Origin of the sequence: Marinomonas sp. TI.3.20, from assembly GCF_038155025.1 — a bacterium.
GTDB lineage: Bacteria > Pseudomonadota > Gammaproteobacteria > Pseudomonadales > Marinomonadaceae > Marinomonas > Marinomonas flavescens.
This window is the reverse complement of record NZ_JBAKAS010000009.1, coordinates 98,229-124,953: the sequence shown is the minus strand read 5'-3', so window position 1 is coordinate 124,953 and position 26,725 is coordinate 98,229. Positions and strand designations below refer to the sequence as shown.

The following is a 26,725-nucleotide window of genomic DNA, read 5'->3' as shown; positions in this document are numbered from 1 at the left end:
TTTGTAAATCCATCATCGCAATTCCTATCTTGAAGATTAGTTTTTTTTTACTTTTGATTAACCCCAATGCCTTCTTAACACCCTTTGAATGCATCTCTTCTAAATAAAGATGACAAAATACTGACAAACTGTCATTTAAATGTCACTTCGTAAGTTTATTGTGATGATTCTTTATGTCTACGATAATTCAAAGGTATCTCCAATGTTCATGCTACAAAGTACTCACATGTTGAAAGCGCTTACTCTGTCTATCGGTGCTGCTTTGCTGACAACTACGGCTTACGCTACACCGATTCAGGTGATTAACGGTAAAGACAGTGGCGAAGGGTCAATGCGTGCGGCACTGGAGGCCGTCGCCTCAGGTAAAGCAAATAATATCATCGTGATGACTAAGGAAGAGATCGAGATTAATTCAACTCTTGTCTATAACGGTCAAGCCCCAATCTCTATTTACGGTAGCGGACAGACGATTGAAACTGACAAAAATATTAACCTGCTGTCTATCACGGAAGGTGCTGATGTCAATATCAGTGGATTGAAATTCGAAGGCCCAGGTGGTTTTAGCATTGAAAACCGTGGCGACCTTGATGGTGAAGCTGGTAAAGGTATCTTCGTAAACGTTCGAAACGATCAAACTGGCACTCTGACAGTAACGCTAAATGATGTTGAGGTAAGCGGTGTTGCGGGTCACGGTATCCACGTGTCTGATTGTGATATCGCCGAGAACTGTGGTGCTGGCGCTGGCGGCGAAGGCGGTGGTTCACCAGCTTCGATCGCGGTGAATGCATACAATGTTCATGTTCACGACATTGGTTATGGCCGAGTCGATGGCGATGGTCTACGTGTAGACGAGCGTAATACAGGTGATATCCACTTCACTGCACATCAATCTAGGTTCGTTAAAGTAGGTGCGGATGGTGTTGAGCTTGATGAAGGGCAGGACGGTAGTGTCATTGTTAACGTCAGCAACGTCGACTTTTCTAATAATGGCGGATACTGCCAGAAAGACCTATTAGAAAACTTACTACCATCACCGGCCGAAGCTGAATTTAAGCAAGGCGTAATGATGGCCAGCAATGTGCCTGTAGCCATTACGGGTTCTCCTGATGACAAATGTTTTGAGCGTGAAGTAGAGCTATACAAAGACGGTTCTGTAGAAGCCTATGAGTTCGGTATCGACTTCGATGATGGCTTTGATATTGATGAAGCTGGAAATGGTGGTATTCAAGCGGTGATCTACGCTTCCACTATTCGCAACAATTTGGATGAAGGTCTGGATTTTGATGAAGAAGGTGACGGCAGCATCGATATCACTATTGTAGGAACTGACGCAAGCGGCAATACCGATGATGGCTTTAAAGTAACGGAAGAAAACAACGGCAATCTAAACGCTCTGATTTCTTCTGTTAACTCTAAAAAGAACCACGGTAAAGGTATTACTTTGGAATCAAAAGATGACGGTACTGTCACCGCATTAATTGAAAATAGTGAAACGGAAGGAAACGACACTGGTAAAAAATCTGGGCTTAAGGTCAAAGGTCAAGGTGTCATCACGTTGAAAGGCTCTGAAATCAAAGACGGCTTCAAAGCGAAAAATGCAGAGATAGTCCAGCGCTAAACGGCATAGCTTAAAATTCTGTTCGCTTAAGGGCCGAATTTAATTAAGTCGCCACAGAAATCCGATTAAGCTTTCTTAATCGGATTTTTTGTATCTATCAACCGTTAATTCTCAGAATTAATGAGCTTCATTTGTTCTCAAGCCACTCGGCTTTCACCCAGAATATTTCTGCTGAATGGATGAATACACGTTAACCCTTTTTCTAGAAACTAGCGCCAGACGGTAACACTCACCGAATAATTACTTTCGTGTTATTCATGAGAGCTTATGGTCGTTAAATTTTATTAGCCGACTCAATGGTAATCTTCGCTGGCGACTTCTCCCCAGAGGCTTTCGATTTTGTTGTCGCGGCCACAGCTGCTGCGGTAGAAGCGGTAGCGGTATGAGTTCTTTTTGTAGTAATCCTGATGGTAATCTTCCGCTAAGTAGAAGGTTTTGGCAGGTAGGATTTCGGTGACTATTTTGGCGCTAAAGGGCTTGTTGGCTTCTACTTTTGCTAATGAAGTACTTATCAGGACAACCATGTTTGAATTGGGGGGCAGAGGCAGCACCTGCGCTCCCGGCGAAGAATCGCTTTGGTGTTATTCGTGAGAGCTTCTGATAGGTCATTTGTGAATCATCAGAAGAAGGTGATTTGTTAGTTAGGGAATATGCCCGAATAAATCATATTTCTAACTTCTGTGGGCAAATAATCACATAAAATATGAATTAAATATATTCGTATCTAAATAGTGAAAACGACTTATGAGTAGCCTCCTTAGGGTGTTTCGCTGACCATGGTCGGTTTCATAACTACGTGCGCAACAAAAGGCTAATGCTAAACTCTGTTTAATTATAGCGGATAACCTATCATCTTTTATGATTATTTTATATATATTTTTTAGTTAAAAGTGATTTTATTTATATGATATGTAGTTTATTTTTCAATATAATTGTATTATTATTTTTGATTTTAATTAGGGAAATAACATGAAAATGGGACGAGTTTTATTAGTTTTTTTATCTGTTTTGTATCTTTCTGGTTGTGTATCAAGTACTAATGTTGAGAGTGTTGCTTATAAAGGTGTAGAGATAACATACGCAAAGGAGTTGAAAAACAATATAGTTTTATCCTCTGTTACTGGTGGAGAAGATGCTAATCCTTTTAAGATTAGTAATGAAGAGTTTTTAGATGCATTAAGACTGAGCCTTATTAATCAAAAATTATTTTCTGGGGAAGGTGTATATAGGCTCTCTGTTAAATTGATTAAAATAGATCAGCCTGTATTTGGTTCGAGCTTTGAGGTTAAAACATATGTCCAATATACATTAAAAAACACATTAACTCATTCTACGGTTTTTAATGATACGATTTCTGCTCCATATACTGCGACATTCGGTGATGCCTTTTTGGGTTTTAAACGCCTTCGTTTAGCAAATGAAGGATCAGCAAATAAAAATATTGAGATGTTTCTAAGTGAGTTGGCAGATTTAAAAATAACTCCTACTCAAATATTATTGTAATTTTAATATATAATTAATGGAGAAGTAACAAAGTTGGCTGAAAATTCACCTTTTTTAAAAGTTATCACGGAATATCAATTTATTATCGAATAGCTCTAGTTTTTCGGATAGTGTCTAACATTAGAAATAGTAGGATAGACCTATTCTGGTTTTTGGCTTGCTATTTTTACTTTTAGATATTCTAAACTCATAGCCAAAGTTATTGTTTTCTCTTTTGTAAAAAGTTAAAGAGTTTTCTTTTAAATCTTTTGTTTCATACTTGATTAATAGTGATTTACTTTTAAAGTAAATTCCAGAATAGACAGGAAAGTTTAAAGATGATTTTAATTCAACACTTGGTAATGTATAAAATATAAAATCTGATAATGAAAATGATGCTCCAACACCAAAGCTAGTAAGTGCTCTTAATTTGTTTTCATTATCACGCTCAGCTCCTATTCTTAACCTCCATGAAGGCTCTTTGGTTACAAAGTCAATTGGTATTAATGTTCTTATATTTAAAAAAGACAGAGATTCTATATGTACTCCTTCCCTTTTTTTAATTAACTCAATAGTTCCAGCTGAAAGTTTAGAAAACATAAAATGTTTCGGACGCTGTTCTAGATGGTTGAAATCAATGGCTGATAGTTTTAAGTTTAAGGAATCTTTTTCTTTATATATTTTTATTGATGAATAGTTTAAATTATCAGATGTTGTTTTTTTATTTTTTTCGAAATAAGGTATACGTCTTAGTAATGAACTATCTTTTCCGTATTCATCTAATATTTTTTTATATCCAATATTAGGTGTTTTATAACTTTCAAAGCTTAATCTTGATGCGAGTGCTGCAACTACTCCTGCATTATAATTTTTTTGTAAGTGTTTTTTGTTATTTGAAAATATTTTTTTAGTTGTGTTTTTTTCATTTTTATTTAGTTTTTCAAATTTAATATTGAATTCATAGTACAGCGAGTTTATTTCAAACTCACGGTTTTCTTGTTCTAATGCTTGTATTCTCGTTTCTAATAAAGAAGGGGTTATGATCATAGGTTTTTCTTTAAAGCAATTACATGAATAGTTTAATGCTTCATAAAGATAGGTAGAGCAATTTTGGTAAAAGAAGTTATAGCTAAGATTTTTAGATGATTCCATCTTAAAGTATTGTATTAATTTTTCTCTATTGAATATGTGATCGGATAAGTGAATAAATTTTAATTTTCGTGATTCCTTGTGACCATAATAGTCAATTATTTGATGAAGTGGAGTTATATTTATGTTCGCTTCTATATGGGAAAATCCGCCTTTTGTTATTTGTTCAAATGCAGTTAGGTTGTCTGTAGGTGCTGAAATTGAGACAACGGGAGAAAAATAAAAATCTTTCTCATCTAAAAACAAAATAAGCGAATGCCCGAAATATGACATTGGAGATTTTAAGCTTTCTTCAGAAATTATTAAATAAGCTTCTTTGTTTTTTAATAATGACTCTATATCTTTACTTTTACTTTTACTTTTACTTTTACTTTTGCATTTTTCTATTTCTTTCGAGAATTTTTTGCTAAATAAATAAGGGTTTTTTTCATTTAACAGATTTTTTGAAAATATATTTTTTGGTTTGCAATCAAGTAGAATAATTTGGTTTTTTAAGCTGATGTAGCCTAAACCTTTTTTTTCTTTAATTTGATAAGCCAATGAAGAAGTGTTTTTTAGAATGAATTCTGTTATTTCAGGGTTGAAGGTTTTGTTTTTTGCTGACACATATGAAGTGAATGTTAAAATGACCAATATAATTGTCCCAATAAAAAGAGTCTTATATTGGTCATTTTTAAACATATTTTTATTCTTTTATTGGCATTTCTACATAAATAGAGTTTGGTTCATATTCATATACTGCACCAGTAATAAAATCAGTGGTGGATAGATCCCAGAAAATGTCTAGTAAAGCGACAGGATCAAATTTCTTTGTGATACTTCTTATAACCGTTTCATAGCCTTTCTTCTTAAACATAACGGTTTGGGCTTTATTCTTTTTAAATGAAACACTGACGGGAGTCTTACCTATCAAAGCACCATCGACATAGACATTTACACCCTCAACATTAGAGTTAAAAGTTAGAGTCTGATTTGTACCAGAGATAATTGATGCACAGCCAGACAATAGTATGGTTACGCAAGCAAGTGCCGTAAGAATGATTTTTTTCATCTTAATTCCGTTTAGATTGTTAGTAATAAGGATTTTAGGTCCTTATTGTACCTATTTGATCACTCTTTTGTAACTATCTGCATCTTTTTTGTTAATTTATTTTGTTTCTGTATCAGTGTTTATTTATTTGTGACATTCGTTTTTCTTAGCCGGCTCAATGGTAATCTTCGCTGGCGACTTCTCCCCAGAGGCTTTCGATCTTGTTGTCGCGGCCACAGCTGCTGCGGTAGAAGCGGTAGCGGTATGAGTTCTTTTTGTAGTAATCCTGATGGTAATCTTCCGCTAAGTAGAAGGTTTTGGCAGGTAGGATTTCGGTGACTATTTTGGCGCTAAAGGGCTTGTTGGCTTCTACTTTTGCTAATGAAGCATCGAAAACGGCTTTTTGTTTTTCGTTTTGATAAAACATGGCGGTTTTGTATGGAGCGCCTTTGTCACAGAATTGACCGTTTGGGTCGGTTGGGTCGATGGTTTTCCAATAGTAGTCTGATAAGGCCGCTAGGGAGGTTTTTGTGTCGTCGTATTTGATTATGACGGCTTCAAAATGACCTGTGTGTTTGCCTGATACTTGACCGTAAGTTGGGTTTTTAGTGTGGCCGCCAATATATCCGGACTCTACGTCTAATACGCCTGGTACTTTTTCAAAGTCAGATTCGACACACCAAAAACAGCCACCGGCGACTATCATGCTTTGTGTTTCTGCTTTCGCGGCGCTCATATAAAAAGTGATGCCGGCGAGTACGCCGAGCCCGATCGCTGTTTTTAGTCGTTTTGTTATTGGCATAATGAAGGCCTTGTTTGTCTTAAGATGATACTTTGACGTAGGGGAGGGGATGTTTATTACAGTTGAAGTCAGATAAAAATTCCCCCCGTTGGTTTTGATCGCTTGTTGGCTTCTAAGGTTCGTTGTTTCGGTCGCTCTCATGAATAACACCTCTGCTCCCCGCGCAGAATCGCTTTGGCGTTATTCTTGAGCGCTTTATGGCCGGTCATTAGCTAAGTCTTGATAGAGTGTGATTTGTTGTTTTCGGTCTACTTCATGAGTAACTCCGTCGAGCTGGTAGTGACGAAAAACGACACGTTAATAGTGTGAAATATTTGGTAATTTGGTAGGGCTTTGTCTTGGAATGGCCTAAATGGAAACATGTGACTTTGACAAAAATGAAACTATTTTGAATCAATAGGTTAGAATGTTTTACAAGACTAATACAGTATAGGAGAAGGGCGTGGCTCGAGGAAGACCCAGTAAAAAGGGCGTGATTGTTGAGGCGGCGGCGGGGCTGTTTACATTGAAGGGCTATCAAGGCACGAGTATCGATCAAGTGGTGATCACGGCGGCGGTGTCTAAGCCCACGGTCTACAGTAATTTTCCCACGAAGTTGGTGTTGTGGGAGTCTGTGCTTGAGTACTTTATTGAGCAAGCAGACACCGAGATGACGCAGACTTTAGCGGATCAACAGCAAGCTCAGTCAGCAGTGAACCATAAGGCTATAGTGAATCATCAGGCTTTTTTAGTCGGTTGGATTGCCTTGTGGAAAGCGTGGTCGAGTCGTTCTGAGCGTTTGGCTGTGTATCGTATTTTACTGGGTGAGCAGCATAAAATGGCCGCGTCTACCGTGGCGTTGTTTGCTCAGTTTGAAGCGGTTTTAGAGCGAGTATTGCTCGCTTGGTTAGAAATACACCAGGTGTCTTCTGAGTACTTTTTCGCGCTGAAAGCAATCAGTAAAGAAGCGGTGTTAATGCCCAGTTTACTGAATCAAACAAGCTTGCCTGTCGAAGCATTAGAGCGCCAGTTAGCGGTGTTTATTGATAAAAAAGCGGAGTAACACGACTCGGCTTTTTGCTTTTTATGGTAGCTGTCTATAGATCATGCGCTATTTATAAATAGCGGCTAATAGTCTCACTAATAGATAGAAGCCTATTAGTGAGTTTAAACAGATTCAGCTTCTTTAAGTTCGTCTTCTTTAAGTTCGTCTTCCGTTTCTTCTATTCTGCCTTTCTCAGCCCAATACATGATCCCCAAGGCGATGCCTCCGAATAGGGTAAAACCACTGGCGATGGGGATGAGGCTGTTGTCGTACATCTGGCCAATAATAGTGCCTATGATCATCGACATGATCGAAGACACAGAGCCAATAACGGCAGAGGCGATACCTGCTACGTGCCCCATGGGTTCCATGGCCAAGGCATTGATGTTGCCAAACAACAAACCAAAGCAGAAGAAAAATACCCCAGCGTAGATTAAGAACATCCATAGGGTAATGGTGACAAAGGCGTGTAAGAGGAGAAACAGGGCGGATGCGATGACCACGCTGTAGATGCCCCGAAAAGCAATGTGTTTTGCGCCATGTTTCTCGACGATACGAGAGTTGATCAAGGATGAAATCCCCAGTACCACGGCCAGTAAGCCAAAGTAGAGAGAAAACAGAGTGCCGGTTTTAAACTGTACTTGGAAGATCTGTTGAGCGGAGTTTAAATAGCCGATGAAGCTACCAAAAAATAGCCCCATACAAATGGTGTAGCTCGCGGTAATACGATTGGTCAGTACTTCTTTAAAACCTTCGTAAAAGCCTTTTTGAGTGAAAGGAATACGGTTTTCTTTGGGTAAGGTTTCTTTTAATCGGAACAGAATCCAAACGATTAAAATAACGGCATACACCAAGTACATTTCAAAAATACCACGCCAATCATCGAGTAATAAAATGGCTTGGCCTAGTGTTGGTGCGATGGCGGGAACCAACATAAAAATCATCATCACCAATGACATAATGCGTGCCATTTGCGAGCCGTGGTACAAATCTCGTACGAGAGAAATGGCGGAAATATAAGGTCCTGCAACGCCGAGCCCTTGAATAAAACGACCAACCATGAGCGTTTCCAAGCTGGTTGCTTGATAACAAATAACCGTGCCAATCAAATAAATGGCAAAGCCACCAAAGAGCACCGGACGACGTCCTAGTGAATCCGACAGTGGACCGCAGATAAGTTGGCCAATCGCCATGCCTAAAAACAGCATACTAATCAGCAGTTGAGGTTGGTTGGCGGACACGGCATTAAGGTCTTTGCCGATAATGCCAAGGGCGGGTAGTAGGGCATCAATTGAGATGGCAACAATCGACATGAGCAGCGCAACCAGAATAGTAAATTCTTTCGATGACATGCCTGACGTCGTACTGTTTTGATGATTTTCCATAACGTATCCAAGTAGATGGCAATAAATAGGGTCCGTCGAAAAAACGGGCCTGGCATTATAACCTAATATTGTTCTCAAGCAGGAGAGCGTTATAAGGAAATTGATACTTAGTTGAGGCGATGAGCGCTAATATGCGTTTGAGTGAGAGCTGTTCTTATGACGCATTTGGGGGTTTAATAAAGTCAGGTGATACTTGATTGAGTATTTTCTTCTATGCTTTATTGATGAAAAGCACCAAGAGAAAAGTCTCCATGCCGTAGTAAAGGGAGGATTTATGTCTCACAGCGAAGAAGAAAAAATTGCTTTAGAGCATCAAGCTGCCAAGTTATTTATGCGTTGGTATGAGCGTAATACAGGCAAGAAAATTCGCCATATTTGGCATAATGATCCGATTCGCCCAGATGTTTCTTGTCTCTTAGAAGGCGAACTTTTAGATTTAGAAATCGCTCATCTTTACGGGGATGAGGAAGAAGCCATGGCGATTTTAGGGCGTGATTTAACCAGTAAAACTCGCGAAGTATTGCATAAACTTGAAAGTGAGCCAGCGGATACTCGGTTGTTACAATCGCTAAATCGAATTTTAGAAAACAAGTCAGGCAAAAAGTACAAATCGAAGCGTGTTTGGTTGGTCATCCGCAATGCACATCCAGCGTGGAGCAAAGAGGATATTAAATCTCTTGAATATCTGATTCACATCCCCATCCCTCATGCGTTTGAAAAAGTCTGGATTGTCGGCGATATGGCAGGAGAAACAGGTATCGTCCGCTTGTATCCCTAGTGGTAGCGGAACAATTACTTCTTTTCTTTGTGTTTTTTTAGCAGCATTAAGGCAATGGTTAATGCGAAAAAAACAAACAGAATAGCAAATGCGCCAAGCGCCATAATAGCAAGATTCATAATGTAAGGTTTTCCATTTCAATTTGTCGTCATTGTAGCAGAGAGCTTTGCTTGGGTGAATGAGAGCTCATTGAAATAGCACTAGAGTGCTAGAGTTTATGAATTTCCTGCGCGAAATCGTCTACCTTTACCCAATCCGTATAATCAATAACGCTGTCTAGGGCGGTCGGGCCTTTCGTCATCCACATAATCATGCGGATCATCTGGCGATCAAAAAAACGGTATTGTTGATAATCTACTTTTCCAGCAAAAACACCTTTTAGTTTAGGCTGCCAGTTGGACTCTGTCAGTAGTTTTTGCAGGTAAGGATTGCTGTCTGAGGTATTCTTTTCAGCTTTTCGAGCCACTAAGTTGACGCTAAAAAAAGCGCAAGGCTTACTGTTTAGCAGGGTTTTATACTGGCGAATAAACTGGCTGACATTTTTTCTGTGTTTGCCATAACGAATACTGGCACCGATGACTATTTTGTCGAACTCAGTCAGCGAGATAGTGTCGGTGTTATTGGCTGCCATTGCGTCAATAGAAAGGAGGGTGACACTGTGTTGCTGAGTCTCGATTTGATGGGCGATGCGCTGACAAATTTTGTGGGTATGTCCATCGATACTGGAATACAAAATAAGCGTATTAGTCATAAAGCACTCATTAATAATGCAAAGTTGGTGAGAGTCAGTATGTCAGAAAAAGCGACTTCAGCTAAGCGGTATTTTATCAAAAAGCGCACTCATCAAGAGTGCGCTTGGCGATTTATAAGCATCAGGTCAGCAGTGGTAGATTAGCGCTGGTGGACGCATTGTCCCGCTGAATACGTTGCTTTAATCGCTCGATCGTCCCCTAAGGTCATGAAGACAAATAAACTTTCTTCAATGCCTTTTGATAGGGCAAGGCGAGAGGAGAGAAGAGGCGTGGCTTTTTTATCTAGGATAACAAAGTCCGCTTCGGTGCCGACCGCTAAGTTGCCAATTTTGTCATCTAAACGCAAGGCTTTTGCGCCACCTAACGTCGCCAGATACAGGGATTTTATCGGGCTAAGGTTTTCGTTTTGTAACTGAATGACCTTGTAGGCTTCGTTTAGCGTTTGCAGCATAGAAAAGCTAGTGCCGCCGCCAACATCGGTACCCATACCCACGTTAATTTTGTGTTCTTCGGCTTTGCTTAATTTGAATAATCCGCTGCCGATAAAGAGGTTAGACGTTGGGCAAAACGCAATGGCTGAGCCGGTTTCATGCAGACGATGGTATTCGCTGTCGCACAGGTGAATACCATGGGCAAACACTGAGCGTTCGCTCAATAGTTTGTGTTGGTCATACACATCGAGATAGTTTTTACTGGCGGGGAACAAGTCTTGTACCCAAGCGCATTCGTCTTTGTTTTCGGACAAATGAGTGTGCATGTAGACATCGTCGTATTCGTTGAGCAGTTTACCAGCCAGTTTAAGTTGTTCGTCTGAACTGGTCGGTGCGAAACGAGGGGTGATGGCATAATGCAAACGACCTTTATTGTGCCAAGTATCGATCAGTTCTTTGCTTTCTTGGTAGCTGGTTTCTGGTGTGTCGGTTAAAAAGTCGGGTGCATTGCGATCCATCATGACTTTACCGCAAATCATGCGTAGGTTATGGACTTCGCTGGCTTCAAAAAACGCTTCCACAGAGACTTTATGAACCGTACCAAACACCAAGGCGGTGGTGGTGCCGTTACGCAATAATTCTTGTAAGAAACGATCGGCAACGTCGCGAGCATGAGTTTTGTCGTGGAACTTGCCTTCTTCTGGGAAAGTATAGGTGTTTAACCAAGTCAGCAATTGTTCCCCGTAAGAGCCGATCATGTCGGTTTGCGGATAATGAATGTGCGTATCGATAAACCCAGGGGTGATCACGCCATCAGGGTGGTGCTCCACAAGAGTGTCCGTTGATAGGCTAGGCAATAGATCTTTGGCGTGACCAATGGCACTGATCTTGTCACCATCGACAATCAGTAAGCCATCTGCAAAATACTCATAGGCGTTTTCTACACCAACGTCTTTAGGGTCGGCAATACAATGTACGATGGCGGCGCGCCACGCTTTTCGTTGACTCATTAGATCTCTCTTACGGGTTGTTCGTTTGTTTTCGGTTCGATTGTTTTTGAACGGATTGCTTTCGAATGGATTCAATGCCCATCAGCACACGTTCTGGTGTGGCTGGCGCGTCAATGTCTGGGTGGAAGCGATATTCGCCCACCGACGCGACAGCGTCTTTGATCGCACACCAAGCGGCAATGCCGAGCATAAATGGCGGCTCACCAACGGCTTTTGAATGATAAACCGTGTCTTCTGGGTTTTTACGGCTTTCTACTAATGTGACGCGTAAATCATTCGGCATGTCCGTGATAGCGGGGATTTTATAGCTCGCCGGGCCGTTTGTCATGAGGCGACCCTGTTCATTCCACACGAGTTCCTCACTGGTTAACCAGCCCATGCCTTGTACAAAGCCGCCTTCGATTTGACCAATGTCGATGGCTGGGTTCAGTGTCGCTCCCACATCGTGAAGAATGTCGGTACGAGTGAAGTGATATTCGCCGGTTAAACTATCGACGATGACTTCACAGCAAGCTAGCCCATAGGCGAAGTAATAAAACGGTCGGCCACTGGCTGTAGTACGGTCATAATGGATTTTTGGGGTTTTATAAAAGCCGGTGCTCGACAGGGAAACTTGGTTCAAATACGCCAAATTAATCAAAGATTCAAAGGAGAGATAGGTGTCTCGCACTTTGATTTGACCATTGTTGAATTCAATGTCTTCTGACGAGACATGATAATGACTGATCAGAAAATCGATCAAACGTTGCTTGATTATCAAGGCCGCATTTTGCGCCGCTTTGCCGTTTAGATCGGTGCCGGAAGACGCCGCAGTCGGCGAGGTATTAGGCACTTTTTCTGTGTTGGTTGCAGAGACTTGGATTTTGTCCGTTTCCACTTGGAACACTTGGGCAACGATTTGTTGAACCTTGGTGTTTAAACCTTGCCCCATTTCGGTACCACCATGGTTCAAGTGAATCGTGCCGTCGGTATAAATGTGGATCAAAGCACCGGCTTGGTTCAGAAACGAGTTGGTAAACGAGATGCCAAATTTCACGGGAGTAAAAGCCAAGCCTTTTTTCAGAATCGGGCTGGTGGCGTTAAAGGTTTTAATCGCTTCGCGGCGAGCATAATAGTCGCTGGTAGCGAGCAGCTCTTCGGTGATCTCTGGCAGAATATTGTGCTCTACCGTTTGATGGTAAGGGGTGACATTGCGCTCGTCGATGCCGTAATAGTTTGCGCGGCGAATGTCTAATGGGTCCTTGCCTAATTGGCGAGCAATGGCGTCGAACATGTCTTCGGTTGGCACCATGCCTTGTGGGCCGCCAAAGCCACGATAAGCGGTGTTTGACGCTGTGTTGGTTTTGCAGCGATAACCCGTAATGGTGGCATGTTCGAAGAAATAGGCGTTATCCGCGTGAAACATGGCGCGATCCACAATAGAGCCTGATAAATCAGGTGAGTAACCGCAGTTTCCAGCGAGTTCCATATTGAGTGCCGACACGCGGCCGTCGTCGTCGTAACCGACATCATAACGCACGTAAAACGGATGGCGTTTACCGGTAATCGACATGTCTTCTGCGCGCGGTAGGCGCATCTTGGTGGGGCGTCCGGTGAGGTGAGCAAACACCGCACACAAGCAGGCGATTGGTGCCGCTTGGGTTTCTTTGCCACCAAAGCCACCGCCCATGCGGCGCATGTCGACCAGGACTTTATTCATGCTAATACCCAGTACGCTGGCGACCAGCTTTTGTACTTCGGTGGGGTTTTGCGTGCTCGAGTAGACAATCATGCCACCGTCTTCAGAGGGCATTACTGAGGCGACTTGGGTTTCAAGGTAAAAGTGTTCTTGGCCGCCAATATAGAGTTCGTTTTGCAAGCGGTGAGGCGCTTTTTCCAGTGCGCTGGCACTATCACCGATGACAAGTTGGTGGCTGTCTTGCACAAAGTGTTGTTTCTCAAGCGCTTCTTTGACGTCTAGAATCGGCGTCAGCGGTTGGTATTCGACCTTAATCGCTTTAGCGGCTTGCAGGGCGGCTTCATGGCTGGTGGCGGCCACTGCGACAATGGGTTGACCGTAATATTCGACGATGCCATCGGCAAGTAATGGGTCGCCTTTTAATACCGGACCAACGTCCAATTCACCAGGCACATCTTGCGCGGTGATGATAGACACGACACCAGGCATAGTCAGGCTAACACTGGTGTCTATGTTAAGAATCTTGGCATGGGCGTAGGTGCTGGTGTGCACATAGACATGGAGTTGGTTCGGAAACTCAAGTTTGTCATCTATATAGAGCGCTTCACCGCTGACGTGCTTGTCACCGCTTTCGTGTTTGATGCCTCGTCCAACGCCCGTTTTAAGGTTGGCTTTGAAGGCGCTTTCTAGCTCTGTTTGGCTGAGTTCTGGAGCGGAATGATTAGACATGGGCCGTTACTCGCGTGATCAGATAATCGGGATTCGAGGTGGTTTCGATGAAGTATTTGCGCAATAAATTTTGCGCCACCAGCTGGCGGTATTCCTTCGAGGCTCGAAAGTCGCTTAGTGGAGTGAAATCAAGGGCAAGGGCGTCACAAGCGGCTTCTATCGTGGCTTGAGTCCATGCTTGACCGACTAGAGCTTGCTCACAATGGCTGGCGCGTTTTGGTATCGCCGCCATGCCGCCAAACGCAAGGCGCGCACTGATAACCTGACCTGCTTGAATCTCAATATTCATTGCGGCGCAGACGGCAGAAATATCGTCATCGAGGCGCTTCGAAACCTTATAAGCCTTAAAAGTAGCAAGGTTCGGCGTTGGCACGAGGATTTTTTCGATAAACTCGCTCGACTGACGAACGGTTTTTTTGTAATCCAAAAAGTAATCTTCCAGAGGAATTAGGCGTGTCTTATCACCTTGTCTTAGTTGTACTTTAGCGTCCAGTGAAATCAATAGCGGTGGCGAATCACCAATCGGAGAGGCATTGGCAATGTTGCCTCCAAGGGTGCCTTGGTTACGAATTTGCAGTGAGGCAAAACGATGTAATAGGTCGCCAAAGTCTGGGTAGTGTTTGGATAATATAGAATAACAATCTGTTAGTGGGGCTGCCGCGCCAATCTCAATCATGCCGTCTGTTTCTGTGATCTGTTTCATCTCGCTGACATTGCCAAGATAAATCAGCTTATCGAGAGTGCGATGAAATTGTGTCACTTCTAAGGCGAGATCGGTGCCGCCGGCTAACAAATGGGCATCTGGGTGTTGCAGGTAACGTTCTGCCAACTCTTGAGTGGAGGTCGGCAAATAGACATGACGGTTTTTGCCAGTCAGTTGTGTGTTGCTAAGCGGTTTGATGGCTTTTAAACGGGCAATGGTTTGCGCGGCTTTAGCATCGAAATGGTCGCTTTGTTGGTTTTCACAGCTTTGTTTGGCTGCTTCATAAATAGGGCGATAGCCAGTGCAACGGCATAAATTTCCGGCCAAGGCTTCGCTGGTTTGAGCTTGGTCGTATTGCTCGGTGTTTTTTTGCAACGCAAACAGAGACATCACAAAACCAGGGGTACAAAAACCACATTGAGAGCCATGACAATCGGCCATCGCTTGTTGGGTGCTGTGTAGGTTTTGTTGGTGCTTTAGGTCTTCAACGGTAATTAATTGTTTACCATGCAAAGCAGACACAAATGTCAGGCAGGCGTTCACACTGCGGTAGCGTAAGTCGCCGTCGATGTCTTCTGCCAACACCACGCTGCAGGCGCCACAGTCACCAGAGGCACAACCTTCTTTGGTGCCTGTCTTGTTTCGCTCATTGCGCAGGTAATTTAATACTGTCAAATTTGGATCTAGGTTGTCTTCTTGGCGAAGCTCTTGATTCAGTAAAAATTGAATCACTCTGTCTCTCCCGAAAGCGGTCTGCTCTTTGTCATGCTGATGACTGGTTTGATTTGCTCATTAAACTCGTATTTACGTGTTTTTTTAAGTTCTTTTTTTCTGCGATAACGGTGTAAAACGGGTTTAGTCAGCTGTATTTTTAACGTGATAAATTAACAAATTAACACAGCGAATTTAAAACATTGACCGATCGGTTATATTTTGTCAAACCTTTAACAATTTTTATTTTATGCACTAAAACAGAGAGGTTTATGTCTATTTTGGTGCGGCCTAACACTAGCGTCCATTTGACGAGAAGAGTGCTTTAGGTAGCCTGACTGGTACGGGTTAGATCGTTAACTAATTGTGGTGTCTTTGTTTCTGTGTTTTGAGGGAAATAAGGTGATGAAGTGTCCGTTGCCATTGCTTTTGTAACGGAGAACCTATGGTGTTTTTTGGGAGAAGCGAGAGTAAATAAGAGCAGCAAGAGTCACTAGTAATACACCGATTCCGTCTGCAACGAAATCTGCCCATTCCCCATGTCGATTTACGCTGGGTTGAATAAGTTCAATAGCGCCACCCCATAGAAAAATAAACAGCGCCATGATGAAGAAGCGTTTTCGAGGGCCGAAAACGCATAATAATGACCATCCAGAAAACCCCAGTACATGATGAAGTTTGTCCGATCCTGCTACCGCTGGAAGCTGCTCCATTGGTGTTAAGGTCACTATACTGATTAACAACCAGCCAGCAACAAAACCAATAAGTTGTGTTGTTGGCGATTGCCAGAATGGCTGGTTATTAACGAGCATTGTTGTTATTTATCACTTCTATTTTATAGCATCTATTTACTCAGTTTAGAGACTGAGTGTGGTGCTTAGTTCAAGATGCGAACACGAATGTTGCGACCTTTGATTTTTTTGTTTTCTAGCTCTTTTACAACGCGTTTGGCTTCTTTGCCTTCCACGGAGACATAGGCTTGAAAATCAAAGATATCAATTTTACCCACTTGAGATTTATCCAGACCAATACCAGCGGTTAGTACCCCTAAAATATCACCAGGGCGCAGTTTGCTCTTACGGCCAGCATCAAACGCGATGGTGGCTTTATTAGGGACTAAGCGATAGATAGGATCAAGAGGCTCTAATTCCACATAGTTAGCTTGAATACCAAAGCGTGTTTCTATGTCGCGGATCTTGTAGTCGTCTTTAGAGGTCACAAGGTTAACTGCGATACCAGAGGCGCCAGCACGACCGGTTCGACCAATTCGGTGAGTATGAACGTCTGTGTCGCGGGTCGTGTCGTAGTTGACAACGAGATCCACTTCTTTCACGTCGATACCGCGAGCAGCGACGTCAGTAGCAACCAAAACACAACTACTTTGATTACTAAAACGGACTAATACTTGATCACGTTGTTTCTGTTCTAAATCACCATGAATCGCTTGAGCGGCCACTTTGTGTTCGCCTAGCCAATCTGCCACTTTTTGACATTCAATTTTAGTGTTACAGAAAACAATGACTTGGCGTGGATCAAAGTGTTGTAAAGCAGCTAATAACGTCTCACATTTTACTGCGTTTTCACTACGAATGAAGAATTGCTCAATATTAGGTTTTAAATCTTCTTGTTCTTCGACTTTAACGGCAATCGGGTTATTTTGAAATTCCGCACTGATGGCTTCAATCGTGTCGCCGTAAGTGGCAGAGAACAATAATGTTTGACGATCATTGGGTGTGAGTTCAACCACTTCGCGAATGCTATCAACAAAGCCCATGTCCAACATACGGTCGGCTTCATCTAAAACTAGCGTGCTCAGTGCGTTTAATTTTAATGTGCCTTTGCGCAAATGTTCCATTAAACGCCCCGGTGTACCCACAACGATGTGAGCCCCGTGTTCTAAGGAGCCTATTTGTGGGCCAAATGGCATACCACCACATAGACTAAGCACTTTAATGTTTTCTAAGTAGCGCGCAACTTTACGAATTTCTTTGGAAACTTGGTCTGCTAATTCACGTGTTGGGCACATGACTAAAGCTTGTACACCAAAGTAGCGTGGATTAATTTTAAGCAAAAGACCGATGGCAAACGCTAATGTTTTTCCGCTCCCTGTCTGAGCTTGAGCTAGAATGTCTTTACCATTAATAATGGTAGGAAGACTTTGCTCCTGTATAGGTGTAAAAGCCGTAAATCCCATGTCCGTAAGGAGTGCGATTAATTTAGGCGGCAGAACAATGTCTGAAGAGAGAGAAAACTGGGTCACAAAAGGCCTGTCTATAGTAGAATAAATAGGGGGTAAGGATAACAGAAAAGGACTTTTGTTGTTGGTTTTTACAAATAATAAGGTGTGTCGATGCGTCATTTTGAGTAAAGTTATAAGTAATATAAAAAGACGCTGCTTTACAGGGAACGAGCTTTTTGAATGAACGTGGAAATTACCGAGCTGGGTGGCTAATGACTCAAATAAAACGTTATGTAAAAAACGCGTATCTTATCGTATTTAGTATCGTTTTCTTCTGTGGTGTGGTGACGAGTCTTGCTCTTTATCACGAAGAAAAGCAGCATCTTATGCTGGATGAAAATATTGCTACTGAGCAATTTATTACACGTTTAAAAGATGCGTTAGCGCAATACGGACGTGAAGTAGCGGGCGTTGCGATTATGATCCAGTCTATGGATGAGCCGCTTACCAATCCTATTTTTCAACGAGCTAGTCGACAGCTTGAGGCAACAGAAAAAAATAATACCTTACGAGTGTATTTCGCGAAATATGTGCCACATTCTCAGCGTGATACTTATGTTACCCAGCAACAAGGTTTGGCGGGATTGTCAGCGTTCCAGATTACGCCATCTGAAATAAGAAAAGAATATCTACCGTTAACTTACGGCTATCCATTTTTTACTAATCCTGGTTTTGATCTACTGTCAGACACTTACTCTAATCGCGATGTTATTCAACAAATTAGAAGCTACCAAGGTTTTGAAATGTCTGAATTGCCCACATTTTCATCTGAGGGTGTTAAACAAAAAACGAGGTCATTTGCATTAAGGCGTTCTATTTATATACCACTGGATAACATAAAAAATCGAGTGACGGATGAGTTTGGTTTTTATGGCATTGTAGGCATTATCTTTGAAGTAAATGGTTTGGTGAGACAGCTTAATGTGCCGGGTATAAGAGGCGTCGCTTATCGGATAGCGGATATTACGGAGGGTAGTCAGCCCCCAGTATGGTTTGCAGACTCAAGAACTGATATCAATATCAATGCAGAGCATATAAGTCATTGGGAAAAAGGACATTTTAATACAACCGATATCTATTATGGTGGCCGAAATTGGCGAGTAGATACTCGCAATAGCTCAGACCTTTTAGGGTTGATTGATTGGACGCTAATATTAGGGGCGCTTATTCTTTTCACTTTACTGGCTCTGTTATTAAGTTGGTATGTGCGCTTGCTATCGAATGCTTATAATCAGACATTGCTTTTAGCCAATGAGAAAATTGAAATCGATGGATTAACGGGCTTGTACAGTCGCTATAAAATTCAGAAAGAGCTCGATGAGCTGATTAAAACCTGTGAGTTGAACGCGAACAAGTTAGTGGTTTTTTTCTTAGACCTTGATCACTTTAAAGCAATCAATGACGCTTTCGGTCATGAGACTGGGGATAAGCTTTTAGTAAAAGTAGCGCAACGTTTAAAATCTGTTTTACCCGACAAGGCTATTATTGGTCGATTAGGGGGGGATGAGTTTTTAGTATTAATGGTACTAGACGATAAAAAAGCATGCGTATTTCTAGAGCGTCTATGTAGGGAAGTCATCCTACAAATTAGCCAAAGTTATTTTGTCGAAGGTGGAACCTTGAACATAGGTTGTTCAATTGGTGCTGCACTTTATCCAGATTATGGGCAGGATGCTGAAACACTCATTAAAAACGCCGATATGGCGATGTATGAAGCAAAATCCGCTGGACGGGCAACTTACTATTTTTATGATGGTGCTATGGGGGCGCGAATTTCCCGAAATATGCGCATTGAAACGCGACTTCGTTATGCGCTTCAAAATAGTTTACTTGAATTGCATTTCCAACCTAAAGTGGATTTAAACACAAAAGAATGTGTTGGTATGGAAGCTTTATTGCGCTGGGAAGATAGCGAGTTAGGTACTGTCTCGCCGATGGAATTTATTCCCATCGCAGAGCAGTCTGGCATTATTCTGATGTTGGGTGAATGGGTGTTTGAGCAGACGTTTAAGCATTTAGTTATTTGGAAGGAACAAGGCGTTCAAGTTCCTCCTATTGCGATCAATTGTTCTGCTGCACAGCTAAAACGTCCTAATTTCTTATCTCATCTGCTTTCATTGTTGGATAAGTATCAGATTGATCCTAGTTTATTAGAAATTGAGGTTACTGAATCTATTCTAATTGAGGATGCCAAAGGCTGCGCTGAGTTGCTACGACAAGTCAGTAAATTGGGCATTAAACTTGCGATTGATGATTTTGGTACTGGCTATTCGAGTTTGAGTTATTTAAAAGATTTACCCTTTCATTATGTTAAAATTGATCAGGTATTTATTCGTGATTTTATGGAAGATAGTGATCACGATGCCCTCACTAGAGCGATCATCAATTTAAGTCACGAGCTTAACCTTAAAGTAATTGCAGAAGGGATTACTCGAGTGGATCAAATGGAGCGTCTAAGAGAATACGGGTGTGATATAGGCCAAGGGTATTTATTTAGTAAAGCACTAGGTGCCAATTCTATGGCCAGTGACCCTATGATAGTCGCGCTCAACGAGAAACAAGGCGATAGCGATAGCTTTGGTGGCTAGGCTAAAAACCGTGCGTTTTTAGGGTTAAAGAGTATTATTGCGCGCCATTCTTTCTTTTAAACTTTCCCAAAGCTGATTAAGGTTTGGGTTGAGGTTTAAGCGTGAACGATAAAGGCGTATTTCCAGCGGAATATGCCAATTCTCTTCTCCTGCTAATGCAATTTTTCCATAGCTTAATGTATCTTTCATCAACCTCTTTGGTACCCAACCTATACCATAACCTTCTTTAACCATCGCTTTAACACTGATCGAATGGTAATTCTCGTTCAGTGTTTGTAATTGTGGAACTTCACGTTGGCGTTGCAGGTGGTGACTGATGATTGGTTGTAAAAAAGAATTCTCATAATAGCCAATATACGGCAACGGCTTGCGTTTCATGCCAGGTAAACTGTATTTCGGCTCGCCATTTTCATCGGTAACACTGCAAGGAATTAGCGTTTCTTCGCCGATGACCAAATAATCATACTGCTCTTCATCTAAAGCCCGAATAAAGTTAATAGCAGGGTGCCAATAGCAAAGCATTAAGTCACATTGTTGATTGACTAAAGCATTAACAAAATCGATACCTAACCAAGAGCTCGATTTCATATTGACGTCCATTTCCATGCCGATGCTTTCGCAGAAGGGCGCAATGGCATCTTTATAAAAGCTTAGGAACAGGGTTTGTGTCGCAATAAAGCGAATTTGAGATTCTTCTTGTTTGCGTATCTCTTGGCAACGCTCTTTGGTGTCTCTAAGTTGGCGTGTAATTAGCTCTGCGCTTTGTAAAAATACTTCGCCTGCTGGGGTAAGAGACAGTGGCAGGGTATTTCGGTCAATTAAGGTAACACGCATTTCTTCTTCAAGCAGTTTGATACGACGGCTGAAGGTTGGTTGGGTGACATTTTGTTCATCCGCTGCACGTGAAAAGTGTCGCGTTTTTGCGAGCGCAATAAAGTCATCAAGCCATCTTACTTCCATGTGACCTCCGTACAGTGAATGCCTATCGATAGATGGATCATAAGCGGCCCTCATCCACAGCGTGGCACGCCACCGAACTGTTATCTGTCTGACGGATCATGTTAGGAGACTCTGTGTAGCAGCGTTGATTTGCATAAGGGCAACGGGCTTGAAACACACAACCAATTGGATTGTCCATTTGTGTTGGCACTTCTCCAATTAGACGAATAGGTTGTGTTGTATTGTTATCTAGACGAGGAATGGCCGACAACAACGCTTTAGTGTAGGGGTGTTTAGGGGCGCTAAATAAAACTCGAGTACTGGCGAGTTCGCAGATTCTTCCTAAATACATGACAGCGACGCGAGTGGCAAAGTGCTCCACGACGGCCAGATCATGTGTAATGAATAAATACGTTAGATTTCGCTCTTCTTGTTTGTCCATCATCAAGTTGAGTACTTGCGCTTGAACGGAGACATCCAGTGCAGAGAGAGGTTCATCGGCAATGATGAAATCAGGTTCAACGGATAACGCTCGTGCGATGCTGATGCGCTGACGCTGGCCACCGGAAAATTCATGGGGATAGTCATCAATGCTCGAAGCTGAAATACCAACAGATTCTAATAGTGTTTGTATTTGCTCATCGACCTGTGCGGTAGAGAGTTGGGGGTTATGGAATGAAATTGGCTCATATAATGTTTGGTAAACCGTCATGCGTGGATTAAGTGATGCATAAGGGTTTTGAAAAATCATTTGCATGCGACGGCGGAACAGCATGCGTTGACGATCATTGAGATGATCAATGCGTTGGTCCTGATAATGAACTTCGCCAGATGTAGCGGGAGTTAGTCCCATGATGACACGAGCGAGTGTCGATTTTCCACAACCAGTTTCTCCCACAACACACAAGGTTTCACCCTTATTTATGGTTAGGTTTATGCCGTTAAGTGCATGCACGCTGTCTTTTTTGCGCTTTAGCTTGCCACTGTCTATTCGCCATTGACTAAGCCAGCTTTCGTTGGTGGAAAAAGATTTTTCAAGCTGACTTATTTGAATTAAAGGCGTGGACATTTACAGTGACTCCTCGTCCGTATTTTGTTCAAATTCGGTAATCATATTTTCTACCATGAAACAAGCCACGCTGGAGACTCCGCTTTGGATAAAGTCAGGTTGCTGTTGACGGCATTTATCGGTTGCGTATGGACAGCGAGGGTGGAATGCGCAACCAGTAGGGCGCTCATTTAATGACGGCATATTACCTTGGATTTGATTAAGGCGTTGGCCCGGTAGCGCCATTTGAGGTAAGGCATTCAACAAGCCTTGAGTGTAAGGGTGTTGTGGATCATTGATAACCTCAAGAGTGGGGCCTTCTTCCACTACGCGGCCTGCGTACATAACAATAGTGCGTTCTGCGACTCGAGAAACAACGCCAAGGTCATGGCTAATTAATAGCAATGCCATGCTGTTATCACGGCAGATATCCAATAACAACTGAATGATTTCAGCTTGAATCGTCACATCTAAGGCGGTGGTTGGTTCATCCGCAATGATAATGTCTGGGTTTAATAGTAAAACGATAGCAATAATGACGCGTTGTCGCATACCACCGGACAATTCATGAGGATACTGATTAAAGCGTTTTTCGGGAGAGGCGATTTGTACGCCGTGGAGCTTTTCGATAGCAATGTTCCGAGCGTCTTTAAAAGAGATTCGGGTATGGCTGCGAATGGCCTCAACGAGTTGCGCTCCGATGGTTAGCACTGGGTTAAGAGTCATCATCGGGTCTTGAAAAATCATCGCGATACGCTTGCCCCGAACTTCTTGAAGTAGACGCGGGGTCATGGTGGTAATTTCTTTGTTCTGTAATTTAATCGAGCCTGATTTTATATAGCCGGGTTTGTCGATTAAATTAACAATGGAGAAGCCTAATATGGATTTTCCTGCTCCAGATTCACCAACGATAGCAATACGTTCGCCACGATTAAGGGTAAAGCTTACATCAATCAGTGCAGCCAAATCTTGGCCTTTGATATGAAAGTTCACGTGCAAATTGTTGACGCTTAGCAAATTCATATCAGTCTCTGTACGTTTTTGGATTAAGGTGGTCGCGCAGCCAATCACCGAGCATGTTCATCACTAAAATTAAAATGATGAGCGTCAAACTTGGGATAATGCAAATCCACCATGACCCAGAGAACATGTAGTTAAATCCCACAGAGATAAGAGCACCTAATGATGGATCACTGGCTGGCATACCAAGGCCTAAAAAGGATAAAGCGGCTTCGGCAACGATAGCGTTAGAAATTTGAACGGTGAAAATAACTAAAACGGGAGTGAGGGTGTTGGGCAAAATGTGTTTAAACATAATTCGTTTTGGACTAATGCCCATGATACGCGCGGCATCCACATATTCTTTTTGTTTTTCCGCTAAAACAGAGGCTCGAATGGTGCGCGCAAATAATGGCCACTCAGCCAGACCAATGACTAAAATAAGCATGATCATGGCGAGTTGTTGGTACATATCCATACCAAAAAGCGCCTGAAATACTGCTAAGAAAACAATGGCGACCATCATGGTGGAAAATGACAGCTGGATATCTGCACAACGCATGAGGAAGTTATCAATGCGACCGCCAAGATAACCGGATATTAAGCCAATACAGATACCTAGGGTTATTTGAATCAAAACAGCACAAATGCCAATGGTAAGAGATAATCTCGTGCCATATAGCACCACAGATAACATATCTCTGCCTTGGTCGTCTGTCCCGAGTAAAAACCGTTCATCTCCACTGATCCAGCTGGGCGCTATCTCAGCATTTGTTAAATCCATGAAATTAGGGCTGTTGATATTATAAGGCGCAAGTAACGGTGCAAAAATGGCAACCAAACAATAAAAAACCAAAATAGCCAATGACAAGGTGGCGAGTTTGTCGCCCAGAAACCCTGCCCATATATGGCTCCAACGGCTTTCTTGTAATGGCGGGATGATGTCTTTCTTTAAATGCCTCATAAGCCGTGATTCGCTAGTTTTACGGTAGGATTGACGAGCCCATATATCAGATCAACAACGGTGTTGGTGGTAACAAATATGCCACCAACCACGATCAAGTATGCTGATATCAATGGTGTATCAACCCGGCTGACAGCATCCATAAACAGAAATCCCATGCCAGGCCATTGAAAGATAGTCTCTGTCAAAATGGTATAAGCAATTAAGGTCCCCGCTTGAATCCCTCCCACTGTGATGACAGGGAGCATGGTGTTTTTCAAGGCATGGATAAAATAAATACGACGCGAAGATAAGCCTTTAGACCAAGCGAAACGAATGTAATCGGATTGCAATACTTCGATCATTTCGGCACGGATCAAACGCACGAAAATTGGCATGAGTGCAAAAGCTAGGGTGATACTGGGCAGCATTAAGTGTCGTAATCCATCTTTTGTAAATAATCCGCTGTCCCATATACCAAGGACGTTGGTGGTTTCACCCCGGCCAAAGCTTGGGGCAATATGCAGCTTTACCGAGAATATATAAACTAAAAATATGGCAATGATAAAAATAGGGATAGAAAGTCCCATGGTGCTAAAAGCAACTACGATTTTAGACACAATATTTCTGGGTTTGATGGCGGCGAGGATACCACAAGGTGTTGCGATGAATATAACAATAATAATGGCGCAAAAGGCCAGTTCCATCGTTGCTGGAAGCTTTTTAAAGATAACATCCAGTACCGGTGCCTTGTAGTAATAAGATGTGCCTAAATCACCGTGTACCGCCTTTTTAGCAAAGCGCCAATATTGGACAAGGAAGCTGTCGTTTAGACCCAGTTGTTGCCTTAATTGCGCACGCTCGATTGGTGACACAGTCATACTAACTCGCTGTTGAACTGGATCACCTAATTTATTTTGAATCGCAAAACTAATGATACTGATGACAATCATTACAAAAAAAGCTTGAGCAATACGACGAAGAAGAAAAACAAACATTAGCTTTTTTCAGTCCTGTGAAGGGTGGCGTCACAATGACGTGTTAGGTAATAATGCACCATGGTTGATTGCTGGCCGTTTGCTTTAACTAGGCTATTTTTCATCTACGACAAGATCTCCAAAATAGGGGTAGTTTTGGTCATTAACAATGCTTTTAATGTGAACATTGTCTTTGGCTGCCCATATATCGTCTTGCCAATATAGAGGGACGACAGCAGAGTCCTTATAAATTTTCATTTCCACTTTTTGCATTATTTTCGCACGCTTTTCCGGGTTCATTTCTTGATTGGCTAATGCAATGTCTTTGTTAATACTGGGTGCGCAGTATTCGCTGGCATTATAAGCACCTAAGCCTGACTTCGCATCGGGGCAAGCAATAATAAACTCAAATAAATTATTAGAGTCTTCAGTATCAGACTGCCACCCCAGCATCATTATATCGGCAGACCTCTCATCGAATTGTTGGAAGTATTGCGCTTTTGGCAATGTTTTTAGATCAACCGTGATGTGAATTCGATTAAGCATAGCGGCAATGGCTTGGGCGACTTTACCATCTTGCATGTAGCGGTTATTGGGCGCCATCATACTGACACGAAAGCCTTTTTCATATCCTGCCTCTTTCATTAATCTGAGAGCTTCAGGTAAATTATATTCAGGTTTTATGCTATCTACATGGCCAAGGAACTTGGCGGCACTGAGTTGTCCTGCTGGAACCGCATAGCCTTTGAGGATTTTTTTGACGATCAGAGATTGGTTTATTGCTAAATTAATGGCTTTACGGACTCTAACGTCGCGGAACTCTTTGCGTCGCTTTTCATTCATATGCAATAAGAGAATACTTGCCGTTGGTAATGCAATAACTTGTATGCCTTTAACATTTTCAGTTCGCGCAATGTCAATAGGGGAGACGGGCGAGATAAAATCCACATCACCGGAAAGCAGTGCGGCTAAACGTGTGGAGTCTGCTTTTATCGGCGTTAGGATTATTTTATCGACATTGCCTTTTGATTTTGTGTCCCAATAATCTTTATTACGAACAAAAACCACGCGTACGCCGAGTTCGCGTTCTTTTACGATGAAGGGGCCTGTGCCAGACGCATGTTGAGACGCGAATGTTTTGCCAAATTTAATGATGTCATCTCTACCTTGGTAAAAAACTTTATCCATTGGAAAGACATAGGTCATTATATTTAGCAGTAACGGATTGGTGCTGCTTGAATGAACATCTATTGTGTATTTGTCGATGATATCCACAGAAGCAATCGTATCGAACATAGCGCGAAAATCTGTAGATCGTTTTAATCTTTGAATTGTGTAGACAACGTCTTTGGCCGTAAACGGGTTGCCGGTGTGGAAACGAACGTTTTTTCGTAAATAAAAGCGGGTTGTTGTAGGGTTGATGCTTTTCCAATGAGTGGCTAAACGAGGCTCTATTTGACCATCCTGTTTCCAGCGTACCAATGGATCAAATACCATATGGGAAAACTGCAAGGTGCCCACAGAAAGTTGTTCATGAGGGTCAAGAGAAACAGGGTCTGCATCAAGCGCCATTCTCATGGTAATGGCTGAGGCTGTTTGGCAGGTAAACAGGGTTATTATTAAAAGCAGAAAGGCTCTTATGTTTTTGGTCCTGTTATAGAATTTTATGAAGGTCTGCGCGTTGGTGAACATGCTTTTGTCTCGGTTACT

At 42.2% G+C, this 26,725-nt stretch carries 22 protein-coding genes; 5 read left to right on the top strand and 17 right to left on the bottom strand.

Annotated features, from left to right (window positions below; translation table 11 throughout):
- Positions 1 to 202 precede the first annotated feature (202 nt).
- Positions 203 to 1,618, top strand: a complete 1,416-nt coding sequence (locus V6259_RS11000; protein ID WP_341584548.1) for a hypothetical protein — start codon at positions 203 to 205, stop codon at positions 1,616 to 1,618.
- A gap of 293 nt (positions 1,619 to 1,911) precedes the next feature.
- On the opposite strand, the gene V6259_RS10995 is transcribed toward V6259_RS11000, so the two are convergent.
- A complete protein-coding gene (locus tag V6259_RS10995; protein WP_341584547.1) occupies positions 1,912 to 2,169 on the bottom strand; it encodes a peptide-methionine (S)-S-oxide reductase in 258 nt (85 codons plus the stop codon).
- Between the two features lie 418 nt (positions 2,170 to 2,587).
- Between V6259_RS10995 and V6259_RS10990 the strand changes: the two genes are divergently transcribed.
- A complete protein-coding gene (locus V6259_RS10990) occupies positions 2,588 to 3,121 on the top strand; it encodes a hypothetical protein (protein ID WP_341584546.1) in 534 nt (177 codons plus the stop codon).
- A gap of 120 nt (positions 3,122 to 3,241) precedes the next feature.
- Here the strand turns inward: V6259_RS10990 and V6259_RS10985 are convergent, their stop codons facing one another.
- The 3 genes from V6259_RS10985 to msrA all read right to left on the bottom strand — a co-directional run bounded on the left by V6259_RS10985 (position 3,242) and on the right by msrA (position 6,081).
- Positions 3,242 to 4,930: a lipoprotein N-acyltransferase Lnb domain-containing protein gene (locus V6259_RS10985; protein WP_341584545.1), complete on the bottom strand. Its 1,689-nt coding sequence runs from the start codon at positions 4,928 to 4,930 to the stop codon at positions 3,242 to 3,244.
- A 4-nt stretch (positions 4,931 to 4,934) separates the two neighbouring features.
- Positions 4,935 to 5,300 (bottom strand): PEGA domain-containing protein, encoded by a 366-nt coding sequence (locus V6259_RS10980; protein ID WP_341584544.1) that lies wholly within the window; start codon positions 5,298 to 5,300, stop codon positions 4,935 to 4,937.
- Between the two features lie 154 nt (positions 5,301 to 5,454).
- On the bottom strand, positions 5,455 to 6,081 hold the full coding sequence (gene msrA / locus V6259_RS10975; protein ID WP_341584543.1) for a peptide-methionine (S)-S-oxide reductase MsrA: 627 nt from the start codon (positions 6,079 to 6,081) through the stop codon (positions 5,455 to 5,457).
- A gap of 442 nt (positions 6,082 to 6,523) precedes the next feature.
- On the opposite strand from msrA, the gene V6259_RS10970 reads away from it, so the two are divergent.
- On the top strand, positions 6,524 to 7,123 hold the full coding sequence (locus tag V6259_RS10970) for a TetR/AcrR family transcriptional regulator (protein WP_341584542.1): 600 nt from the start codon (positions 6,524 to 6,526) through the stop codon (positions 7,121 to 7,123).
- A 104-nt stretch (positions 7,124 to 7,227) separates the two neighbouring features.
- Here the strand turns inward: V6259_RS10970 and V6259_RS10965 are convergent, their stop codons facing one another.
- Positions 7,228 to 8,490: a multidrug effflux MFS transporter gene (locus V6259_RS10965; RefSeq protein ID WP_341584541.1), complete on the bottom strand. Its 1,263-nt coding sequence runs from the start codon at positions 8,488 to 8,490 to the stop codon at positions 7,228 to 7,230.
- Between the two features lie 274 nt (positions 8,491 to 8,764).
- Between V6259_RS10965 and V6259_RS10960 the strand changes: the two genes are divergently transcribed.
- Positions 8,765 to 9,268 (top strand): hypothetical protein, encoded by a 504-nt coding sequence (locus V6259_RS10960; RefSeq protein WP_341584540.1) that lies wholly within the window; start codon positions 8,765 to 8,767, stop codon positions 9,266 to 9,268.
- Positions 9,269 to 9,476: 208 nt separating this feature from the next.
- Here the strand turns inward: V6259_RS10960 and hemG are convergent, their stop codons facing one another.
- From hemG to dbpA, 6 genes are all read right to left on the bottom strand, one after another.
- Positions 9,477 to 10,019: a menaquinone-dependent protoporphyrinogen IX dehydrogenase gene (gene hemG / locus V6259_RS10955; RefSeq protein WP_341584539.1), complete on the bottom strand. Its 543-nt coding sequence runs from the start codon at positions 10,017 to 10,019 to the stop codon at positions 9,477 to 9,479.
- Between the two features lie 140 nt (positions 10,020 to 10,159).
- Positions 10,160 to 11,461, bottom strand: coding sequence for a guanine deaminase (gene guaD / locus V6259_RS10950; protein ID WP_341584538.1), 1,302 nt, complete (start codon positions 11,459 to 11,461; stop codon positions 10,160 to 10,162).
- Positions 11,462 to 11,471: 10 nt separating this feature from the next.
- A complete protein-coding gene (gene xdhB / locus V6259_RS10945) occupies positions 11,472 to 13,868 on the bottom strand; it encodes a xanthine dehydrogenase molybdopterin binding subunit (protein ID WP_341584537.1) in 2,397 nt (798 codons plus the stop codon).
- Positions 13,861 to 15,303, bottom strand: a complete 1,443-nt coding sequence (xdhA, locus tag V6259_RS10940) for a xanthine dehydrogenase small subunit (protein WP_341584536.1) — start codon at positions 15,301 to 15,303, stop codon at positions 13,861 to 13,863. Before xdhA ends, xdhB begins: the two co-directional genes overlap by 8 nt.
- A gap of 422 nt (positions 15,304 to 15,725) precedes the next feature.
- Positions 15,726 to 16,094 carry a hypothetical protein gene (locus V6259_RS10935; RefSeq protein WP_341584535.1) on the bottom strand — a complete coding sequence of 123 codons (369 nt, stop codon included), beginning with the start codon at positions 16,092 to 16,094 and terminating at the stop codon, positions 15,726 to 15,728.
- 65 nt (positions 16,095 to 16,159) lie between these two features.
- The gene (gene dbpA / locus V6259_RS10930) at positions 16,160 to 17,542 is read right to left on the bottom strand and encodes an ATP-dependent RNA helicase DbpA (protein ID WP_341584534.1); all 1,383 of its coding nucleotides are present in this window, start codon (positions 17,540 to 17,542) and stop codon (positions 16,160 to 16,162) included.
- A gap of 191 nt (positions 17,543 to 17,733) precedes the next feature.
- Between dbpA and V6259_RS10925 the strand changes: the two genes are divergently transcribed.
- A complete protein-coding gene (locus tag V6259_RS10925; protein WP_341584533.1) occupies positions 17,734 to 20,109 on the top strand; it encodes a bifunctional diguanylate cyclase/phosphodiesterase in 2,376 nt (791 codons plus the stop codon).
- A gap of 24 nt (positions 20,110 to 20,133) precedes the next feature.
- Here V6259_RS10925 and V6259_RS10920 read toward each other — a convergent pair whose 3' ends face one another.
- The 6 genes from V6259_RS10920 to V6259_RS10895 form a co-directional block, all read right to left on the bottom strand.
- Positions 20,134 to 21,069: a LysR family transcriptional regulator gene (locus tag V6259_RS10920; protein WP_133010498.1), complete on the bottom strand. Its 936-nt coding sequence runs from the start codon at positions 21,067 to 21,069 to the stop codon at positions 20,134 to 20,136.
- A 37-nt stretch (positions 21,070 to 21,106) separates the two neighbouring features.
- Entirely contained in the window at positions 21,107 to 22,117 is a 1,011-nt protein-coding gene (locus V6259_RS10915) for an ABC transporter ATP-binding protein (protein ID WP_341584532.1), read from the bottom strand.
- Entirely contained in the window at positions 22,118 to 23,119 is a 1,002-nt protein-coding gene (locus V6259_RS10910) for an ABC transporter ATP-binding protein (protein WP_341584531.1), read from the bottom strand.
- Position 23,120: 1 nt separating this feature from the next.
- Positions 23,121 to 24,059 carry an ABC transporter permease gene (locus V6259_RS10905; protein ID WP_133010501.1) on the bottom strand — a complete coding sequence of 313 codons (939 nt, stop codon included), beginning with the start codon at positions 24,057 to 24,059 and terminating at the stop codon, positions 23,121 to 23,123.
- Entirely contained in the window at positions 24,056 to 25,036 is a 981-nt protein-coding gene (locus tag V6259_RS10900) for an ABC transporter permease (protein WP_341584530.1), read from the bottom strand. The genes V6259_RS10905 and V6259_RS10900 overlap by 4 nt, the downstream gene beginning before the upstream one ends.
- Before the next feature lie 93 nt (positions 25,037 to 25,129).
- A complete protein-coding gene (locus tag V6259_RS10895; protein WP_338068558.1) occupies positions 25,130 to 26,593 on the bottom strand; it encodes an ABC transporter substrate-binding protein in 1,464 nt (487 codons plus the stop codon).
- Positions 26,594 to 26,725 lie beyond the last annotated feature (132 nt).

Coding starts and splice junctions, on each gene's coding strand:
- V6259_RS11000 (WP_341584548.1), top strand. CDS start 203: ATGTTCATGCTACAAAGTACTCACATGTTGAAAGCGCTTACTCTGTCT.
- V6259_RS10990 (WP_341584546.1), top strand. CDS start 2,588: ATGAAAATGGGACGAGTTTTATTAGTTTTTTTATCTGTTTTGTATCTT.
- V6259_RS10985 (WP_341584545.1), bottom strand. CDS start 4,930: ATGTTTAAAAATGACCAATATAAGACTCTTTTTATTGGGACAATTATA.
- V6259_RS10980 (WP_341584544.1), bottom strand. CDS start 5,300: ATGAAAAAAATCATTCTTACGGCACTTGCTTGCGTAACCATACTATTG.
- msrA (WP_341584543.1), bottom strand. CDS start 6,081: ATGCCAATAACAAAACGACTAAAAACAGCGATCGGGCTCGGCGTACTC.
- V6259_RS10965 (WP_341584541.1), bottom strand. CDS start 8,490: ATGGAAAATCATCAAAACAGTACGACGTCAGGCATGTCATCGAAAGAA.
- V6259_RS10960 (WP_341584540.1), top strand. CDS start 8,765: ATGTCTCACAGCGAAGAAGAAAAAATTGCTTTAGAGCATCAAGCTGCC.
- hemG (WP_341584539.1), bottom strand. CDS start 10,019: ATGACTAATACGCTTATTTTGTATTCCAGTATCGATGGACATACCCAC.
- guaD (WP_341584538.1), bottom strand. CDS start 11,461: ATGAGTCAACGAAAAGCGTGGCGCGCCGCCATCGTACATTGTATTGCC.
- xdhB (WP_341584537.1), bottom strand. CDS start 13,868: ATGTCTAATCATTCCGCTCCAGAACTCAGCCAAACAGAGCTAGAAAGC.
- V6259_RS10935 (WP_341584535.1), bottom strand. CDS start 16,094: ATGCTCGTTAATAACCAGCCATTCTGGCAATCGCCAACAACACAACTT.
- V6259_RS10925 (WP_341584533.1), top strand. CDS start 17,734: ATGACTCAAATAAAACGTTATGTAAAAAACGCGTATCTTATCGTATTT.
- V6259_RS10920 (WP_133010498.1), bottom strand. CDS start 21,069: ATGGAAGTAAGATGGCTTGATGACTTTATTGCGCTCGCAAAAACGCGA.
- V6259_RS10915 (WP_341584532.1), bottom strand. CDS start 22,117: ATGTCCACGCCTTTAATTCAAATAAGTCAGCTTGAAAAATCTTTTTCC.
- V6259_RS10910 (WP_341584531.1), bottom strand. CDS start 23,119: ATGAATTTGCTAAGCGTCAACAATTTGCACGTGAACTTTCATATCAAA.
- V6259_RS10905 (WP_133010501.1), bottom strand. CDS start 24,059: ATGAGGCATTTAAAGAAAGACATCATCCCGCCATTACAAGAAAGCCGT.
- V6259_RS10900 (WP_341584530.1), bottom strand. CDS start 25,036: ATGTTTGTTTTTCTTCTTCGTCGTATTGCTCAAGCTTTTTTTGTAATG.
- V6259_RS10895 (WP_338068558.1), bottom strand. CDS start 26,593: ATGAGAATGGCGCTTGATGCAGACCCTGTTTCTCTTGACCCTCATGAA.